At 54.7% G+C, this 16,042-nt stretch carries 19 protein-coding genes; 6 read left to right on the top strand and 13 right to left on the bottom strand.

Annotation, left to right across the window (positions count from 1 at the left end; translation table 11 throughout):
* Positions 1-15: 15 nt before the first annotated feature.
* The 9 genes from AAC622_RS00620 to trpS form a co-directional block, all read right to left on the bottom strand.
* On the bottom strand, positions 16-1,032 hold the full coding sequence (locus AAC622_RS00620; RefSeq protein WP_340254243.1) for a BMP family lipoprotein: 1,017 nt from the start codon (positions 1,030-1,032) through the stop codon (positions 16-18).
* Between the two features lie 154 nt (positions 1,033-1,186).
* Positions 1,187-1,612, bottom strand: a complete 426-nt coding sequence (gene rimI / locus AAC622_RS00625) for a ribosomal protein S18-alanine N-acetyltransferase (RefSeq protein WP_340254246.1) — start codon at positions 1,610-1,612, stop codon at positions 1,187-1,189.
* Positions 1,609-2,253 (bottom strand): tRNA (adenosine(37)-N6)-threonylcarbamoyltransferase complex dimerization subunit type 1 TsaB, encoded by a 645-nt coding sequence (gene tsaB, locus AAC622_RS00630; RefSeq protein ID WP_340259846.1) that lies wholly within the window; start codon positions 2,251-2,253, stop codon positions 1,609-1,611. Before tsaB ends, rimI begins: the two co-directional genes overlap by 4 nt.
* A gap of 6 nt (positions 2,254-2,259) precedes the next feature.
* Complete coding sequence (locus tag AAC622_RS00635) at positions 2,260-2,823, bottom strand: NifU family protein (RefSeq protein WP_340259847.1); 564 nt, start codon at positions 2,821-2,823, stop codon at positions 2,260-2,262.
* Positions 2,824-2,911: 88 nt separating this feature from the next.
* Complete coding sequence (locus AAC622_RS00640) at positions 2,912-3,367, bottom strand: universal stress protein (protein ID WP_317655687.1); 456 nt, start codon at positions 3,365-3,367, stop codon at positions 2,912-2,914.
* A 73-nt stretch (positions 3,368-3,440) separates the two neighbouring features.
* Positions 3,441-4,310, bottom strand: coding sequence for a branched-chain amino acid aminotransferase (locus AAC622_RS00645; protein WP_340259848.1), 870 nt, complete (start codon positions 4,308-4,310; stop codon positions 3,441-3,443).
* A gap of 34 nt (positions 4,311-4,344) precedes the next feature.
* Positions 4,345-4,500: a hypothetical protein gene (locus tag AAC622_RS00650; RefSeq protein ID WP_340259849.1), complete on the bottom strand. Its 156-nt coding sequence runs from the start codon at positions 4,498-4,500 to the stop codon at positions 4,345-4,347.
* 177 nt (positions 4,501-4,677) lie between these two features.
* Positions 4,678-5,160, bottom strand: a complete 483-nt coding sequence (locus AAC622_RS00655; protein WP_340259850.1) for a VOC family protein — start codon at positions 5,158-5,160, stop codon at positions 4,678-4,680.
* A 93-nt stretch (positions 5,161-5,253) separates the two neighbouring features.
* Positions 5,254-6,276, bottom strand: coding sequence for a tryptophan--tRNA ligase (trpS, locus tag AAC622_RS00660; protein WP_340244483.1), 1,023 nt, complete (start codon positions 6,274-6,276; stop codon positions 5,254-5,256).
* A gap of 116 nt (positions 6,277-6,392) precedes the next feature.
* Here trpS and AAC622_RS00665 point away from each other — a divergent pair, with 116 nt between their 5' ends.
* Entirely contained in the window at positions 6,393-7,076 is a 684-nt protein-coding gene (locus AAC622_RS00665; RefSeq protein ID WP_340259851.1) for a rhomboid family intramembrane serine protease, read from the top strand.
* A 123-nt stretch (positions 7,077-7,199) separates the two neighbouring features.
* Here AAC622_RS00665 and AAC622_RS00670 read toward each other — a convergent pair whose 3' ends face one another.
* On the bottom strand, positions 7,200-8,081 hold the full coding sequence (locus tag AAC622_RS00670) for an RNA polymerase factor sigma-32 (RefSeq protein ID WP_340259852.1): 882 nt from the start codon (positions 8,079-8,081) through the stop codon (positions 7,200-7,202).
* 38 nt (positions 8,082-8,119) lie between these two features.
* Between AAC622_RS00670 and cobU the strand changes: the two genes are divergently transcribed.
* Genes cobU through AAC622_RS00685 form a run of 3 tightly spaced genes read left to right on the top strand, consistent with a single transcriptional unit; the run spans position 8,120 to position 9,530 of the window.
* Entirely contained in the window at positions 8,120-8,740 is a 621-nt protein-coding gene (gene cobU / locus AAC622_RS00675) for a bifunctional adenosylcobinamide kinase/adenosylcobinamide-phosphate guanylyltransferase (protein WP_340259853.1), read from the top strand.
* Positions 8,740-9,315 (top strand): histidine phosphatase family protein, encoded by a 576-nt coding sequence (locus tag AAC622_RS00680; protein WP_340259854.1) that lies wholly within the window; start codon positions 8,740-8,742, stop codon positions 9,313-9,315. The genes cobU and AAC622_RS00680 overlap by 1 nt, the downstream gene beginning before the upstream one ends.
* A gap of 26 nt (positions 9,316-9,341) precedes the next feature.
* The gene (locus AAC622_RS00685; RefSeq protein WP_340259855.1) at positions 9,342-9,530 is read left to right on the top strand and encodes a hypothetical protein; all 189 of its coding nucleotides are present in this window, start codon (positions 9,342-9,344) and stop codon (positions 9,528-9,530) included.
* 195 nt (positions 9,531-9,725) lie between these two features.
* On the opposite strand, the gene gshB is transcribed toward AAC622_RS00685, so the two are convergent.
* From gshB to rsmI, 3 genes are all read right to left on the bottom strand, one after another.
* Entirely contained in the window at positions 9,726-10,670 is a 945-nt protein-coding gene (gene gshB, locus AAC622_RS00690; RefSeq protein WP_340259856.1) for a glutathione synthase, read from the bottom strand.
* A 78-nt stretch (positions 10,671-10,748) separates the two neighbouring features.
* Complete coding sequence (locus tag AAC622_RS00695) at positions 10,749-11,102, bottom strand: YraN family protein (protein WP_340259857.1); 354 nt, start codon at positions 11,100-11,102, stop codon at positions 10,749-10,751.
* Positions 11,099-11,995 carry a 16S rRNA (cytidine(1402)-2'-O)-methyltransferase gene (gene rsmI / locus AAC622_RS00700; RefSeq protein WP_340259858.1) on the bottom strand — a complete coding sequence of 299 codons (897 nt, stop codon included), beginning with the start codon at positions 11,993-11,995 and terminating at the stop codon, positions 11,099-11,101. The genes AAC622_RS00695 and rsmI overlap by 4 nt, the downstream gene beginning before the upstream one ends.
* Before the next feature lie 103 nt (positions 11,996-12,098).
* Between rsmI and AAC622_RS00705 the strand changes: the two genes are divergently transcribed.
* Together AAC622_RS00705 and AAC622_RS00710 are read left to right on the top strand one after the other, a co-directional pair.
* On the top strand, positions 12,099-13,253 hold the full coding sequence (locus tag AAC622_RS00705; protein WP_340259859.1) for an ABC transporter substrate-binding protein: 1,155 nt from the start codon (positions 12,099-12,101) through the stop codon (positions 13,251-13,253).
* Positions 13,216-16,041: a [protein-PII] uridylyltransferase gene (locus AAC622_RS00710; protein ID WP_340261363.1), complete on the top strand. Its 2,826-nt coding sequence runs from the start codon at positions 13,216-13,218 to the stop codon at positions 16,039-16,041. Before AAC622_RS00705 ends, AAC622_RS00710 begins: the two co-directional genes overlap by 38 nt.
* Position 16,042 lies beyond the last annotated feature (1 nt).

The following is a 16,042-nucleotide window of genomic DNA, read 5'->3' on the forward strand; positions in this document are numbered from 1 at the left end:
AGAGGGATTAGGCTGTTAAGGCCCTACAGAAATCGAGCCGTCAATTATTCCGGCACGAACCGCGTCAATTTCCGCCTTTAATTCAGAGGGGACAGCACTCTCAAAGTTATGATATGGTGCGATCCCTACTCCGTTGTTAGCTAAAGTGCCAACGGTAAGGCCTCCTTCAAAAGATCCATCCATAGCTGCGTTGATAACTGCTTCAACAGTACTATCCATACGCTTGAGGACTGAAGTTAGGTATACATCAGCACGTTCTGGATCAGTAGCAACTAAATCGGCGTCCACGCCGATAATTTTCAAACTGTCGGAACCTAGTTCTGCCGCTAGTGCAGCCGAGCCCAAGCCAACGGGACCAGCTACTGGCATTACAATATCGGCACCTTCATCATATAGGTTTTGTGCAAATGCACGGCCGTCATCCAAGCTATCGAAGTTATTCGTAAATAGGCCTTCCTGTGAACTTGGGTTCCAGCCAAGAACTGCTACGGATGTACCGTGTTGTTCATTATAATAGTCAACGCCATATACAAGGCCATTCATGAAGGCTGTCACAGGAGGTATGTTTAAACCCCCAAATGTGCCGATAGTACCTGTTTCTGTCATTCCTGCGGCCAGGTATCCGGCTAAAAACGCGGCTTCGTCAGTCGCGAAAACTTGCCCAAGGACGTTTGGAATTGTGGGATCATATGCAAAATCCACAATAGAGAATTTTTGATTAGGGTTTGCAGTGGCTGCATTAGCGGTGGCTTCTCCCATCAGGAAACCTACTGTAACAATTATATCGCATGATCCATCCATCAATGCGTTGAGATTAGCTGCGTAGTCAGTTTCTGATTGGGACTCTAAAAATCTTCCTTCGATCCCTCTATTGGCAATCGCGTTTTCAACCCCATGCCAAGCTGTTTGGTTGAAGCTAGCGTCATCAATTCCGCCAACGTCAGTAACTTGGCATGCAGTGAATGCATTGGCTGATGCAGTGCATAAGAGCGTGAAGCCTATTGCAAGGCTAGTTTGTTTTACAAATTTCATTTTAACCTCCATGTTTGTGATCTGAACCTAGGGAATGGGCCTGGTGGTTACGAGATCTAAGCCAAGTCGTTTTTTATTGGGTAGTCTACTGGCAGGAGAGGATAATGGAAAAAAAATAAAACTTTCACAATGATTTTGGGTCAACCGGCGATTTTTAATTTGTATCTAGAGTTTTTGCTAACATTATCGCATCGCTGCACTTGCCATTTTTGTACTGATAATAGCCTTTGCGAAATCCAATTTCGTTGAAACCAAAAGAGGTGTAGAGCGCCCGGCCAATACTGTTTTTGTTGTCCACTTCCAAAAAAATCTCTTTAATTTGAGCCTCCTTAGCTATTGAGATTAGTCTAGAAAGCAGAGCTTTTCCGTGACCCTTTCCCTGATGGTTTGGGTCAATTGCAATGGTTAAGATTTCAGCCTCTGGTGGCACGATCCGAAGAACGGCAAAGCCGTGATCATGATGGCTGATGGTCATATTGTGCGCCACAAGCAACTCTTCAAAATCCTTGCGCGTCCATGCGCCGCCTTGGTTAAAGGCGCGGGCGTGTAATTCGGCCATTTGTGCAGCGGTGCGGGTCACAGCAAACGCGGCCCATATTCGCGCGCAGGGGCTGCATCTGCCGCGCGCAAGTAAAGCGGCGAAGGGCGCGGCAGCGGCATATCTGCCGCGTGTTTTGTTTCGGCGATATGCGCGATGGCCGTGGCAATCATGACGGATGGGGCGACATAGATCAGCCCATAGGCATCGGCAATATGCTGTCCCAGACTTCCTGTGACCTGCTTTGCAAGCTCACGAGGGGTGAGCGTGTTCAAGCCGACAAGTCGCGCTTCATCTGCTTGGCCCTGATCATCAAAGCTTTGCAGATAGGCCTCATCGCGGCGGGCATCTTCGATCACGCTGAGGGGGCCTTTGATCCCATAACGGCGCGCTTCAAAAATTGAGACACCAATCGCAGGTCGCGCTAAGGCCAGTGCAAGACCACGGGCGGCTGAGACCGAAATACGTAGGCCTGTGAAATTGCCCGGCCCGATGCCAACACCAATGGCACCCAAGTCTGCGGCTGTTTTACCTGCTTCCGCGAAAATCTCATCTACCAAAGGCATCAGGCGTTCCGCCTGACCTTTCGCCATTGGTTCAAACCGCGCAGCAAGTACTGTGCCCCCGTCTACCAAAGCGGCCGCGCAATGCGCGGCCGATGTATCTATCCCTAAGCAAAGCAAAGGGGATTAGACCGTGACAGGGCGCACTTCCACCACTTCGGGGATGTAATGGCGCAACAGATTTTCAATACCCATTTTCAGGGTCAAGGTTGATGAGGGGCAGCCCGCGCAGGCCCCTTGCATATGCAGATACACCACCCCACGATCAAAGCCGTGAAAGGTAATGTCGCCGCCATCTTGCGCCACAGCAGGGCGCACACGGGTGTCGAGCAATTCTTTGATCTGACCCACGATCTCGGCATCCTCGCCGCTGTGGTCAGCATGGCCCCCTGCGGCGGCCCCCTCATCCCCCATCACGGGTGCGCCAGACTGGAAATGCTCCATAATCGCGCCGAGAAGGGCAGGCTTGATATGATCCCATTCGATTGTATCGGCCTTGGTCACAGTCACGAAATCGGTGCCAAAAAATACCGCCGTCACGCCATCAACCGCGAAAATGCGCGCGGCAAGTGGCGATTTATCCGCCGTCTCGCGCGATGGAAAATCGGCTGTGCCCATGTCCAGAACGGTTTGCCCTGGCAAAAACTTCAGCGTGGCTGGGTTCGGGGTGGATTCCGTTTGAATAAACATTGGGCTATCTCCTGCGCGCAAGCATGAGCCTGATATGATATGGCACCCCCGATAAGTCAAGTTTTAGAATAGTTCTAAAACTTAGCAATCAGGTGATCTGCTCAAGCTGTTCTTTGGTCAACTCACCTGGAACAATGGTGATCGGCGCGGGCAAACTGCCGGCCTGTTTCGTCAATTGAGTGACCAATGGGCCAGGCCCACCCTTGCCCGATCCTGCCCCAAGAACCAACACACCAATATTGGGATCATCGTGAATATGGGCGAGAATTTCTTGGACAGGTTCCCCTTCACGGATGGCGAGACTGGGATCAATCCCCTGTCGGTCGCGCATCCATTTTGCAAACACTTCGAAATGTGCCTCGATCCGTTCCCGCGCTTCGGCGCGCATCAAATCGCCAATGCCGATCCAGTGTTGGAATTCCTCAGGTGGGATGATGGAGAGGATTTCAACCGCACCCTTGGTGTTGGCTGCCCGCATCGCGGCAAAGCGCATCGCGTTAAGACATTCACGCGTGTCGTCTAGAACCACCAGAAACTTGCGCATTTTTTCATCCCCTCTCACCGCGCCAAAGGATGCGCATTTGCACGCGCCATTTCAACAACAAACGCGTGATGCCTTACGAGGCCGCCTCGCTACGCGCCCAATCCCAATAGAGATCGCGCGCTTTCAAGCTGATGGGCCCGATCTCATAGGTGATCTCGTCAAAGGCGCTGACAGGGGTGATTTTTTGCAAGTTGCCCGTCAAAAACACCTCATCGGCGCGGCGGAAATCATCAAAACTGAGCACGGTTTCAACCACCGTGATGCCATTTTCGCGCATGTTTTTGATATGGCGCGCGCGTGTTATGCCTGCCAAAAATGTGCCATTTGGAATTGGCGTATAGACCACGCCATCGCGCACCATAAAGACGTTTGCGGTGGCGGTTTCCGCAACATTCCCCATCGCATCGGCCACAAGTGCGTTGTCAAAACCCTTGGTTTTCGCCTCAAGAAGCATCCGCGCATTGTTGGGGTATAGGCAGCCTGCTTTTGCGTTGACCACATTATCCGCCAAGACGGGGCGGCGGAAATATGTGGTGGTCAGGCGCACGGTTTTCTTGGGGTCGGGCATTGGGATTTCTTCAAGGCTGATCGCAAATCCTGTTGCGCCCGCCTTTGGCAATATCCCCAATTCGCCCCCATCAAGCGCCCAATACATGGGGCGAATATATACGGCGGCATCCGCGGGATAGCGCGCCAATCCTTCCCAAATGATTCCATACATGGCCTTTGGGCTATGGCTTGGCGTGATCATCAACGCCTCGGCAGATCTGTTGACCCTTGCGCAATGCGCCATCAAGTCAGGCGCAAGCCCGTCCACATAGCGCGCGCCGTCAAACACATTCGAGCCAAGCCAAGCGCCATGATCAGCGGCGCGGATGACAGGGATATCCCCATCATGCCAAGCGCCGTTAAAATAGGTTTTTATATTTCTGCCAGTTGCCATGAGTGATCCTCTTCATGGCTACCTATAGGCCGCTTCAGCCCGTTGGGCCAGTCGCAAAGCCCAATTGATATTCCATCGCTGATGACGCGGGTTTTGGGCCAGCTTTCGGATCTTGAGCAGGCTTTGCCGCCTTTGCTGCTGCGCCCAATGTGGGCGGCTGCGGTGTTCCATTCTTCGATATCGTAGTCATGTCGAACCTCCGTTTCCCGTGAACCGTCGACCGAAATCAGCCAACGGAGGTTGAGGGCGCAAAAGCGCCCTGCCTTAGAATGCGTGCAAACCTTAACAACGGTATGACAAAGAAAGTATTAAGCGCGGCACTATTCTTGCCGCGCTTGCAAAATATACGCCGCAATGCAGCAAAAAGTCAAGCCTCCGCTAAGAGCGCCTCTAGATCAAGCGGGGCGTTGACCATCTCCAATGCGCCTGATGCATCGCGGGGCCAATCAGCAGGCGCGCGGTCGCGGTAGAGTTCAATCCCATTGCCATCGGGGTCAGAAAGATATAGCGCCTCAGACACGCCATGATCTGCCGCCCCTTCAAGCTGCACGCCTTTGGCAACCACATTCGCTAGGGCACCGCCAAGGCTTTTGCGGTCAGGATAGAGGAAAGCCACGTGGTAAAGACCCGCCGCCCGCCGCGGTGCGGGGCCAGCCCCCGCGGATTCCCAAGTGTTGAGACCAATATGGTGGTGATACCCCCCGGCCGATAGAAATGCCGCTTGGCGGCCATAGCGTTGTTTTAGCTCTAACCCCAAGACATCGCGATAAAATGCGATAGAGCGCTCAAGATCGGTGACTTTAAGGTGGATATGGCCAATGGCCAAGCTGTCAGGTGCAGTATATGTCATGATGTCCTCCTTTGCGGGCAATCTGCTCCCAAAGCACGCGCACATAAACTGACCATTTCGCAGGGGTTCTGTGCAAAAATGCACTAATAGCGTCTAGCTGCGCACCATCCCGACAATGTCATAAGCCTGCGCCAAAATCGGCGCTGCAATTTCGCGCGCACGTTCTGCACCGCGACCGAGAATGCGATCAATTTCGGCCTGATCCTGCATCAGGCGCGCCATTTCCGCCGAGATTGGGGCAAGTTTTGCCACAGCCAAATCAGACAGCGCCATTTTGAAATGACCAAAGAGCGCTCCTTGATGCTGATCCAAAACGGCCTGCGGATCAATTTCTGCCAAAGCGGCGTAGATATTGACCAGATTGCGGGCCTCGGGCCGCGCCGCCAGTTCGGCCAATGCATCCGGCAGCGGATCAGGGTCCGTCTTCGCCTTGCGGATTTTCTTGGAAATCGCATCAGCATCATCGGTCATATTGATCCGACTTGCATCTGCAGGGTCGGATTTCGACATCTTTTTGGTGCCGTCTTTTAGGCTCATAACCCGTGTTGCCGCCCCTTCAATCACGGGCTCAGCGATCGGGAAGAAGTCGACCCCAAAATCATGGTTGAACTTGGCCGCAATATCGCGGGTCAGTTCCAAATGTTGTTTTTGATCTTCGCCGACCGGCACATGGGTGGCGTGATAGACCAAAATATCGGCGGCCATCAGAGCGGGATATGCGAATAACCCCAGCGAGGCGTTTTCGGCGTTTTTCCCCGCTTTGTCCTTCCATTGGGTCATGCGGCCCATCCATCCCATGCGGGCCACGCAATTAAACAACCACCCAAGCTGCGCATGTTCAGGCACTTGGCTTTGATTGAAGAGGATGGATTTTTCTGGATCAATCCCTGCGGCAATGAAGCCCGCACAAAGCTCGCGGGTGTTTTTGGTAAGGTCACTTGGGTTCTGCCAAACGGTAATCGCGTGCATGTCCACCATGCAATAGATGGTCTGAAATCCGCCCGCCTCTTGCATATCTACAAAACGCTTCATCGCGCCTAAGTAATTCCCAAGGGTCAGCCCGCCCGAAGGTTGGATGCCGGAAAAGACGCGTGGTGTGAATTTTGTCTCAGCCATTAGTGACCTATTGCGGTTGTGATCGGATGCCAGAAGAAAATCATTCCACAATACTGGCATTTGCCTTGCGCATCGCTTACCCACGAGGCGCAACAAGGTCAACCGAAGGTGCAGCCATGGATCAAGAGAATAATAGCCTGTTCAACGACCTTCACCCAGTTGTTCTTGGTTTGGCTGTGGTGATCTTCGGCCTTGAGGTGATGTTTCAGCTGGCCACTGCTGGGCTTTTGGGCGGGTCAGGCGGGATTGGGTGGCGCATGGCCGCGGTGCGGGATTATGGCGTGTTCCACGAAATTGCCGCTTGGATGTTTGCCAATAACAGCTATCCCGCAAATGACCTGATGCGTCTTGTGACCTATCCGCTGATCCATGGCGGTTTTATTCATGCCGTGTTCGTTAGTGTGTTCATACTGGCCATTGGCAAAATGGTGTCACAGGTTTTCTCAGGGCTGTCGATCTTGGTTCTGTTCTTTGCGGGTTCCATCATCGGGGCTTTGGCCTTTGTGGGCCTGTTTAACAGCACCTATCCCCTGATCGGCGGGTATCCGGGTGTCTATGCTCTGATCGGTGCCTTCACCTTCATCCTCTGGGCCAATATGGGTCGGACAGGCGACAATCCGATGCGTGCTTTTTCCCTGATTGCAATGCTTTTGGGCATTCAAATCTTATTCGCTTTTTTGCAAGGCGATTGGGGCAGCGTGGTCTCTGATCTTTCAGGATTTGTGACAGGATTTGCTCTGTCGTTTGTATTGATCCCAGAGGGGTGGGCCTTGCTTTTGCAACGCCTTCGCAAACGCTAATCTAGCGGGCGGCAGCCACCATTATTGGCTCAATCGGGGATGTTGTTACCACCGCTTGTGGCGTGTTTGTGGTCATGGCCAAGATGGCCAAGCCAAAAATCACCGCAAGCGGCGCGTGAAGGATCAACCCCCGAGAAATGCTGTCACCTCATGCGATTGCGCCTCAAGGGATTTGCGCATCTTGGCAAATGCGGCAGCCTCAAGTTGGCGCACACGTTCCTTGGACAGGCCCAGTTCTTCGCCCAACGATTCCAATGTGCGCGGCTCATCCCGCAATTTGCGTTCGCGCACAATGAACCGCTCGCGCTCGTTCAATGATGACAAGGCATTCAACAACCATTCGCGCAGTTGCGCGCGGTCGCGGGCGTGCTCAACCAAATCTGCAGCCTGCTCGCTGTCATCCTCAAGCGTGTCGATCCATTCGCGCCCTTCATCCTCAACGGATTGCGTGGCGTTCAAAGAATAATCAGATCCTGCAAGGCGACCTTCCATCATCTCAACATCATGCAGCGGCACGCCGACCTCTGTGGCGATCATCTGCAACAATTGATGCTTGTCGAGGTTTTGGCCTGCGGCCATTGCCTCGCGTTCGATGCGCGTCTGCACGCGGCGCATATTGAAAAAAAGTGATTTTTGGCTGGAGGTAGACCCCGTGCGCACCATCGACCAATTGCGCATCACGTAATCTTGGATAGATGCCTTGATCCACCACACGGCATAGGTTGAAAACCGCACGCCACGATCAGGGTCAAATTTATCTGCCGCCTTCATCAAACCCAGACCGGCCTCTTGGATCAGGTCATTCATTGGCGCGCCGTAGCGCTTGAATTTCGCGGCCATGGAAATCGCAAGGCGCATATAGGCCGTCACCAGACGGTGCAAGGCTTCCTCATCGCGATGATCGCGCCAAGCATAGGCCAGCCGCAATTCCGTCTCTGCGTCTAACAGTTCCGCTTTCATCGCACGGCGCGAAAGCGCTTTTTCTCCACCCATGTCCAAAGCCATAACGCACCCCCTGTTGGCGTATCATTTTTGGCAGTGTCTTGTTCCGCATCTTGTGCGGTTCTATTGGTGTTACGCGGCAGCATGATGAATGGATCACTTTTGGTGAGGAATTTCTTTTGACGGGTTTGGCGGGTTTGACATTGGTTTTTGGCGGTGCGGCTTCTGGCAAGTCGCGCTTTGGCGAGGATTTGGTGCTGAACACGGGCCTGTCGCCCGTTTATCTCGCGACAGCACAGGCCCATGATGCCGAGATGGACGCCAAAATCGCCAAGCATAAATCCGCGCGAGCGGCGGCCCAGTGGCGCACAGTCGAAGTGCCGACCGATATTCCTGCGGCTCTGACGCAACTTCACAAAAGCGAGGCCGTTTTGATTGATTGCGCCACGCTGTGGTTGGCCAATTTGGGTATGGCTAAACGGGACTGGCGGGCTGAATGGGCGGCGCTGGCCCACGCCATCGCCGATTGCCCAGCCCCTGTTGTCATTATCTCGAACGAGCTTGGAATGGGCGTTGTGCCGGATCATCCCCTCTCGCGGGCCTTTCGTCAGGATCAAGGGGAATTGAACCAAGCCATCGCTGCCACAGCGGATCTTGTGGTGATGGTGGCCGCAGGCCTGCCTCTCGTCCTCAAAGGGCAATTGCCGAGGGGGCAGGGGTGATGCGCCGTGCCTTTTGGCTGCGCCATGGGCCGACCCATGCCAAGGTGATCACGGGGTGGCGTGATGTTCCTGCTGATCTCAGCGATCACGCGCAAATAGCGCGGCTTGATGCCTATCTTCCTGCAGAGGCAGTGGTGATTTCCTCTGACCTCATCCGTGCTGCGGCCACTGCAGATGCGCTATCGCCGCGCCTGCGCCTGCCTCATGAGCCTCATCTGCGCGAATTTCATTTTGGCGAATGGGAGGGGCAGGGGTTTGATGCGGTTAGCCAATCCGCCCCTGAACTTTCGCGCGCCTTTTGGGAGGGAGGGGAAGACATCTGCCCGCCCAACGGGGAAAGTTGGGCGATGGTCATGGCGCGGGTGAGCCGCGCGTCTGATTGCGTTCTGGCTCAGCACCCAGATCAAGATGTGATCTTCACATGCCATTTCGGCGCAATCCTAACGCAAATCGCGCGCCATTCAGGGCTAAGCGCATATCAGGCTTATGCCCATACCATCCCCCCTCTCTCGGTCACTGAATTTCACCAGAGAGAAGGCAGCTGGTCTGTTGTGAGAATCGGGTATTGCCCCTAGCGGTGGTGTCCTTGGCACAGAATGGAGTGAGACATGGCATACAGGCTTTTGATCGGGCAACGATCCTATTCCAGTTGGTCACTTCGGGGTTATCTGTGCTTTGCGCTTTCGATATTCCCGTGACCCTCGAAGAGGCCGTGATCTACAGCCCCGACTTTGCTGCACAGGTTCGTGCCTTTGGCGGTGGGTCAAGCGTGCCTGCCGTGGCCACGTAAGACGACACTATCTTACGCGATAGCCTGTCCATTGCGTGGCATTTGAGCGAGGTTTTCCCGCGACATGGTCTGTTGCCCCAGGATGATGCTGCGCGGGCTGAGGCGCACCATTGCGGATTTGGCAGCATCCGACAAAACCGAAGAGGCGTATATCCTAGAAGCGGTCAGTTATCGCATCAGCACAGGGCGTGAAGATTAGCCCGCACGCCGTGCCTCGATGGCTTGCCAAATGATTTCGGCGACATTGATCCCGTCAAAGCGTTCTAATTCTTGAATTCCCGTAGGTGAGGTCACGTTGATCTCGGTTAGGTAATCGCCGATCACATCAATCCCCACAAAAATCTGGCCTTTTTCGCGCAGCAGCGGGCCAATTTTGGCGCAGATCTCATGTTCGCGCGTGGTCAGCCCGATTTTTTCAGCCCGTCCGCCAACATGCATATTTGATCGGGTTTCGCCTTCGGCAGGCACGCGGTTGATCGCCCCAACGGGCTCGCCGTCAATCAAGATGATCCGCTTGTCCCCCGCCGTCACATCAGGCAAGAATTTTTGCGCAATCAGGGGTTCGCGGCTGCTAGAGGTGAACATCTCATGCAAGGAATTGAGGTTGCGATCCGTTGGCTCAAGACGAAACACGCCCGCGCCACCATTGCCGTAGAGCGGTTTGATGATGATTTCCCCATGGCGCGCGCGGAACTCACGCAAAGCGCCAAGATCGCGGGCGATCATAGTGGGTGGGGTTAAATCGGGGAATTCCAGAACCAACAATTTTTCAGGATAATTGCGCACCCAAAACGGGTCATTCACGATCAAGGTTTTAGGATGAATCCGTTCCAAAAGATGGGTGGTGGTGATGTAACCCATGTCAAAAGGCGGGTCTTGGCGCAAAAGCACCACATCCCAATCGCTTAGGTCGATGGTCTGTTCTGCCCCAAGGGTGAAGTGGTTCCCTTTTTCGCGGCGCAAGGTGATCGGCCACCCGCGCGCGCAGACACGACCCTCGTCAAAAAACAAACGGTCTGGAGTGTAATAAAACAGCTCATGCCCCCGCGCCTGTGCCTCCAGCCCCACGCGAAATGTGCTATCCGCGTCAATGTTAATCGGCGCGATTGGATCCATCTGAATTGCGACTTTGAGTCCCATGTCTCACCCCGTAACTATACCAACCCTTTCATGGCCTTTGGCAGGGGGGGACGCAATGCCCAATTCATGTGAGGCAGGCTATTCGAGAAACGCATTCGCGATGATGTGAACCTGTCCGATCTGGTTGAGGGCTGCGAGATCATAACGGCACGGTGTCGCAAGCCCCATGGGACACAGACCCAAATACTCATCACCTGTCTGCAGGATGCGCGCCCTTTCTGCGGGACTCACACGTGACACAGCGGTGTCAAAATCCCGCGATTTTTTAACTTCCACAAAAGCTATTTCGCCTGATTTTTCGAAGATCAGATCTATCTCGCCGCCCCGCCCGCGCCATCGCCGCGCCCGCAAGTGATAGCCATGGGTTTCATAGAGCCGCGCCACCTGATCCTCGGCTGACAGCCCCGCAAGATAGGCGGCTTTCCCGCTCACGGATCCGCGTCCAAGGACAGACCCAATTGATAAACATCGCGTTTCGGCAGGCCCAGCTCGGTTGCCACCTGTGCCGCAGCCTCCTTCAGCCGTGCAGTCTTAAGTCGCGCCCGAAGCGCCGCAATCACGGTGGCCTCATCAGCGGCCTGCTTTTCCGCGCGGTCAATGACAAGCACGATCTCACCTTTCAATGCTCGATCTTCGATTGCCGCAATCACATCTGCAAGCGATCCGCGAATGACCTCCTCAAATTTCTTGGTCAATTCGCGGCACAGAGTGATCTGGCGATCTTGGCTCCAAATCTCGGCCATATCGTTTAACAATTTATGAATGCGCTTCGGGCTTTCATATAAGATCAGTGTCGCTTGGGTCTGATCCAAATCTTGCAGAAATTTGCGCCGTTCCCCCGATTTTGGGGGTGGGAAGCCCGCAAAAAGAAAGCGGTCACTGGGCAGGCCCGACACGGTCAGTGCGGCCAATGAGGCGGATGCCCCCGGTGCGGTGGTGACCATATGCCCATCCGCAATGGCAGCACGCCCCAAGGCAAAACCAGGGTCGGCCACCAACGGCGTCCCTGCCTCTGATGCATAGGCCACGGACTTTCCTTCGCCCAAAAGGGACATGATCTTTGGCCGCATCTCTGCGCCGTTATGATCGTGATAAGGCAAGACTGCGCGGCCATTCAGCGCCACCCCATGAATTTCCATCAAATGGCGCAAGGTGCGCGTGTCTTCTGCGGCGATGACATCGCAGCTGGCAAGGATGTCTAACCCGCGCAAGGTGATGTCGCGCGCGCTGCCAATCGGGGTTGCGACAAAATACAAACCTGCGGCCAGTTTGCTGTCGCGGGGGGTGTAGGCAAACTCGCGCCCGTTTTCTGTGTCGTTTCGCATCAGCTCACTTACATATCTGCGCAATCTGTCCATTGCGAGCGTTTACTTGGCGGACAGGACTGGCTAGGGTTTGTGCAAATTGGCCCCACTGGGAGAGATCACTATGATCCCTGCTTTGACAAGATTTCGCAAGTTCTTGCGGTTGAGTTTGCTTTTGCTGTTTGGCGCGGTGCTATCGGCCTGTCAGGCCACGATGGGTACGGGGCCACAGGTCGGGCAATCGGTGCGTGTCGCGATGCTGCTGCCCTATGGTTCGCCCAATGCAGGGGACGACCTTCTGGCCAGTAGCCTTGAAAACGCCGCGCGCCTCGCAGCCGCCGAGGCCGTTGGCACGCAAATCGAATTGGTGGTTTATCCAACCCAAGCCGACGCAGGCACGGCTGCAGCTGTGGCACAGCAGGCGGTGGCGGAAGGGGCGGATGTGATCCTTGGGCCATTGCGCTCGGACGCGGCGGCGGCGGTTGGTGTGGCCGTGGCGAATACCAATGTTTCGGTTCTTAGTTTCTCAAACAATGCCAGCATTGCAGGGCGCAATCTGTTTGTGCTTGGCCTGACTTACGACAATGCCGCCGCGCGGATGGTGTCCTATGCGGCGGCAAATGGCCGTGATCGCATCATGGTGGTGCATGCGCGCAATTTGGCGGGTGAAGTGGCGCGTGATGCGGTGCGCCGTGCGGCGGCGGCCTCAGGTGCCACTGTTGTGGGTGAAATCGCCTATGAGTTCAGTCAGACTGGCGTTGTTGCTGCCTTGCCTGAGGTTGAGGCAATGGTCGCACAAACTGGCGCAAATGCGATGATTTTGACCGCGGACGCCTCAGGGGCTTTGCCGCTTTTCGGTCAGCTTTTGCCAGATAATGGCTTTGATACTGAGGCCACCAAAATCATTGGTCTGACCCGTTGGGATATCCCTGCGCAGACCTTGGAAATTCGTGGCTTGCAGGGCGGGTGGTTTGTCCTGCCCGATCCCAATGCCGAAAGTGCGTTCCGCACCCGCTATCAATTGGCCTATCAGCAAGCCCCCCACAACCTTGCGCCCTTGGCCTATGACGGGATGCGCGCTGTGATTGACACCGTGGGTCGCACGGGCCGTTTGGGCGGTGTGGATTTTGCATCAGGCTCTGGCTTTGCGGGCGCGAACGGCGTATTCCGATTGCTACCCGATGGCTCTATTGAACGCGGCCTTGCCGTAGTGACTTTGCAAGACAGGCAGATCATCCTTGTTGACCCCGCCCCAAGAACCCTCGGCGCTGGATTCTGAACAGAACCCACGCCTTTCGGTCATCCCATCTGCTGCGGGGCAATTGATTTGTCCTACGGAAGATATTTTTGACGCAGAGGCCGTTACTGCCGCAATTGATGGCGCGATATCTGATCTCAGCGATCCTGCCAAAATTCGCGCTGCGGTCGTGGCGGTCTTGCAAGATGCCCAAGCAAAGGGTCGATCTGCCATTGATGCGGCCTTTGCGGAAAATCCCCTAACCGCACGCCGTGTGACGCGCGCCTATGTCCATCTGACCGATGGGTTGGTGCAGCAGGTGTTGCGTGTCTCATCTACACGCTTACACCCCAATCCCACCCCGACCGAGGGGGAGAGGATGGCGATCTTGGCGGTTGGCGGCTATGGGCGTGGCGAGATGGCCCCGTTCTCGGATGTTGATCTTCTGTTTTTGACTCCATGGAAAAGCACAGGTTGGGTCGAAAGCGTGATTGAATCTAGTCTCTACATGCTTTGGGATCTCAAGCTGAAAGTGGGCCACGCTACCCGCAACATCAAAGATTGTCTGCGTCTGGGGCGCGAGGATTTTACAATCCGCACGGCCTTGTTGGAAATGCGCCACTTGACGGGCAATGCCGAATTATCGGCCAAGCTCAAGACGGCACTGCGCAAAGATTTGTTTGAGGGCAGCCTTTCCGAATTCATCGAAGCCAAGCTTGAGGAACGGGTCAGCCGCCACAGAAAGCAAGGTGGCCAACGCTATATGTTGGAGCCGAATGTAAAAGAGGGGAAGGGCGGTCTGCGCGATTTGCAGACGCTCTATTGGATTGCGAAATATCAGCATGGCGTGGCGCGGGCCGAAGATCTGGTCGCCCTCAAGGTGTTCAGCCGCGAAGAATTTGACGCGTTTGATGCGGCCGAACGGTTCTTGTGGTCGGTGCGCTGTCATTTGCACGCAATTGCAGGCCGCGCGCAGGATGGTTTGAGTTTCGATTTGCAAGTGCAGGTCGCGGAACGCATGCAATATGCCGATCACTCAGGCCGCCGTGCGGTTGAGCATTTCATGCAGGATTATTTCCGCCATGCCACCCGCGTGGGCGAATTGACCCGCATCTTTTTGACTGCGCTTGAGGCCAGTCACGCCAAAAGCGAACCGATGATCTTAGGCTTTTTGCGCGGGCGCAGCCGCAAAAAGAAACTCAAAGACGGCTATGCGCTGAAACAAAATCGTCTGACTGTCGAAAATGAAAAGGCGTTTTTGGCCGATAAGATCAATCTATTACGCATTTTTGAGGAAGCGTTGCGCACAGGCTATCTTCTGCACCCCGATGCAATGCGGATGATCTCGGCCAATTTGCTCCTCATTGACACAGCAATGCGCCGCGACAAAGAGGCGAACCGCATTTTCCTTGATTTGCTTTTGAAACAAGGCAATCCCGAACGTGCCTTGCGGCGGATGAATGAATTGGGGTTCTTGGGCGCATTCATCCCTGATTTCGCGGCTATCGTGGCGATGATGCAATTCAATATGTATCACAGCTACACTGTGGACGAGCATACGATCCAAGTTGTCTCTACCCTTGCGCAGATCGAACGGGGCGAATTGGTCGAGGAATTGCCGATTGCATCTGGTATTTTGAAGCGTGGGGTAAACCGCAAAGTGCTTTATGTGGCCTGTTTGCTGCATGACATTGGCAAAGGTCGGAAAGAAGATCATTCGATTTTGGGCGCGCGGATTGCGCGTGCACTCTGCCCTCGCTTGGGCCTCAAACCCGATGAGACTGAAACAGTCGAATGGCTTGTGCGCTACCACCTGTTGATGTCCGACATGGCCCAAAAACGCGACATTGCAGATCCCCGCACAGTGCGGGACTTCGCCAAACTGGTAAAAACGCGGCAGCGTCTGGATTTGCTGACTGTTTTGACAGTTTGCGATATTCGCGGGGTTGGGCCTGACACATGGAACAACTGGAAAGCCACGCTGTTGCGCGGCCTCTATCGCGCCACGGCTGAAGCCTTGGAAACGGGTCTTGAGGATCTTAACCGCGACAAGTTGGAAAGCGAGGGCAAAAAGGCCCTGCGCGATGCCTTGGCAACTTGGCCTAAGGCGGATCTTAAAACTGAAATAGACCGCCATTATGGCCCCTATTGGCAAGGGCTTGATCTGGCCAGCCAGATTATCTTTGCCAATATGCTGCTTGGCCTTCGGGATGATGAAATCCGGATTGACACACAGCGTGATACTGACCGCGATGCGACCCGCGTCTGCTTTGCGCTTGTGGATCACCCAGGCATCTTTAGCCGCCTTTCTGGCGCCCTGTCACTGGTGGGCGCGAATGTGGTCGATGCCCGCACCTATACCTCGAAAGATGGCTATGCGACTGCCGTGTTCTGGGTTCAAGATGCTGATGGCAACCCCTATGAGGATGCCCGCCTGCCGCGTCTGACTTCGATGATCGACAAAACCCTAAAGGGCGAGGTTGTAGCCTCAAAAGCGTTTGAGGGGCGCGACAAGATCAAAAAGCGCGAGCGCACGTTTAACGTGGCGACCAATATCACCTTCGATAATGACGGGTCGGAAATCTACACGATCATCGAAGTGGATACACGCGACCGCCCTGGTCTGCTATATGATCTGACCAAGACCTTAGCCGCGAATAATATTTACATCGCCAGTGCGATGATCGCGACCTTCGGTGTTCAGGTGGTAGATGTGTTTTACGTGAAAGATATGTTCGGTCTCAAACTCCACTCCAAATCCCGCCAAGATGTTTTGGAGCGCAAGTTGCGCGATGCCATCGCGCGCGTGGCCGAGCGGGCAGGGGTCTAGC

This window comes from Roseobacter sp. HKCCA0882 (genome assembly GCF_037805225.1).
Taxonomy (GTDB): domain Bacteria; phylum Pseudomonadota; class Alphaproteobacteria; order Rhodobacterales; family Rhodobacteraceae; genus M30B80.

Coding starts and splice junctions, on each gene's coding strand:
- AAC622_RS00635 (WP_340259847.1), bottom strand. CDS start 2,823: ATGTTTATTCAAACGGAATCCACCCCGAACCCAGCCACGCTGAAGTTT.
- rsmI (WP_340259858.1), bottom strand. CDS start 11,995: ATGCGAAACGACACAGAAAACGGGCGCGAGTTTGCCTACACCCCCCGC.
- AAC622_RS00705 (WP_340259859.1), top strand. CDS start 12,099: ATGATCCCTGCTTTGACAAGATTTCGCAAGTTCTTGCGGTTGAGTTTG.
- AAC622_RS00655 (WP_340259850.1), bottom strand. CDS start 5,160: ATGACATATACTGCACCTGACAGCTTGGCCATTGGCCATATCCACCTT.
- AAC622_RS00640 (WP_317655687.1), bottom strand. CDS start 3,367: ATGCGCAAGTTTCTGGTGGTTCTAGACGACACGCGTGAATGTCTTAAC.
- AAC622_RS00665 (WP_340259851.1), top strand. CDS start 6,393: ATGGATCAAGAGAATAATAGCCTGTTCAACGACCTTCACCCAGTTGTT.
- gshB (WP_340259856.1), bottom strand. CDS start 10,670: ATGGGACTCAAAGTCGCAATTCAGATGGATCCAATCGCGCCGATTAAC.
- AAC622_RS00645 (WP_340259848.1), bottom strand. CDS start 4,310: ATGGCAACTGGCAGAAATATAAAAACCTATTTTAACGGCGCTTGGCAT.
- AAC622_RS00620 (WP_340254243.1), bottom strand. CDS start 1,032: ATGAAATTTGTAAAACAAACTAGCCTTGCAATAGGCTTCACGCTCTTA.
- AAC622_RS00680 (WP_340259854.1), top strand. CDS start 8,740: ATGCGCCGTGCCTTTTGGCTGCGCCATGGGCCGACCCATGCCAAGGTG.
- AAC622_RS00650 (WP_340259849.1), bottom strand. CDS start 4,500: ATGACTACGATATCGAAGAATGGAACACCGCAGCCGCCCACATTGGGC.
- trpS (WP_340244483.1), bottom strand. CDS start 6,276: ATGGCTGAGACAAAATTCACACCACGCGTCTTTTCCGGCATCCAACCT.
- AAC622_RS00670 (WP_340259852.1), bottom strand. CDS start 8,081: ATGGCTTTGGACATGGGTGGAGAAAAAGCGCTTTCGCGCCGTGCGATG.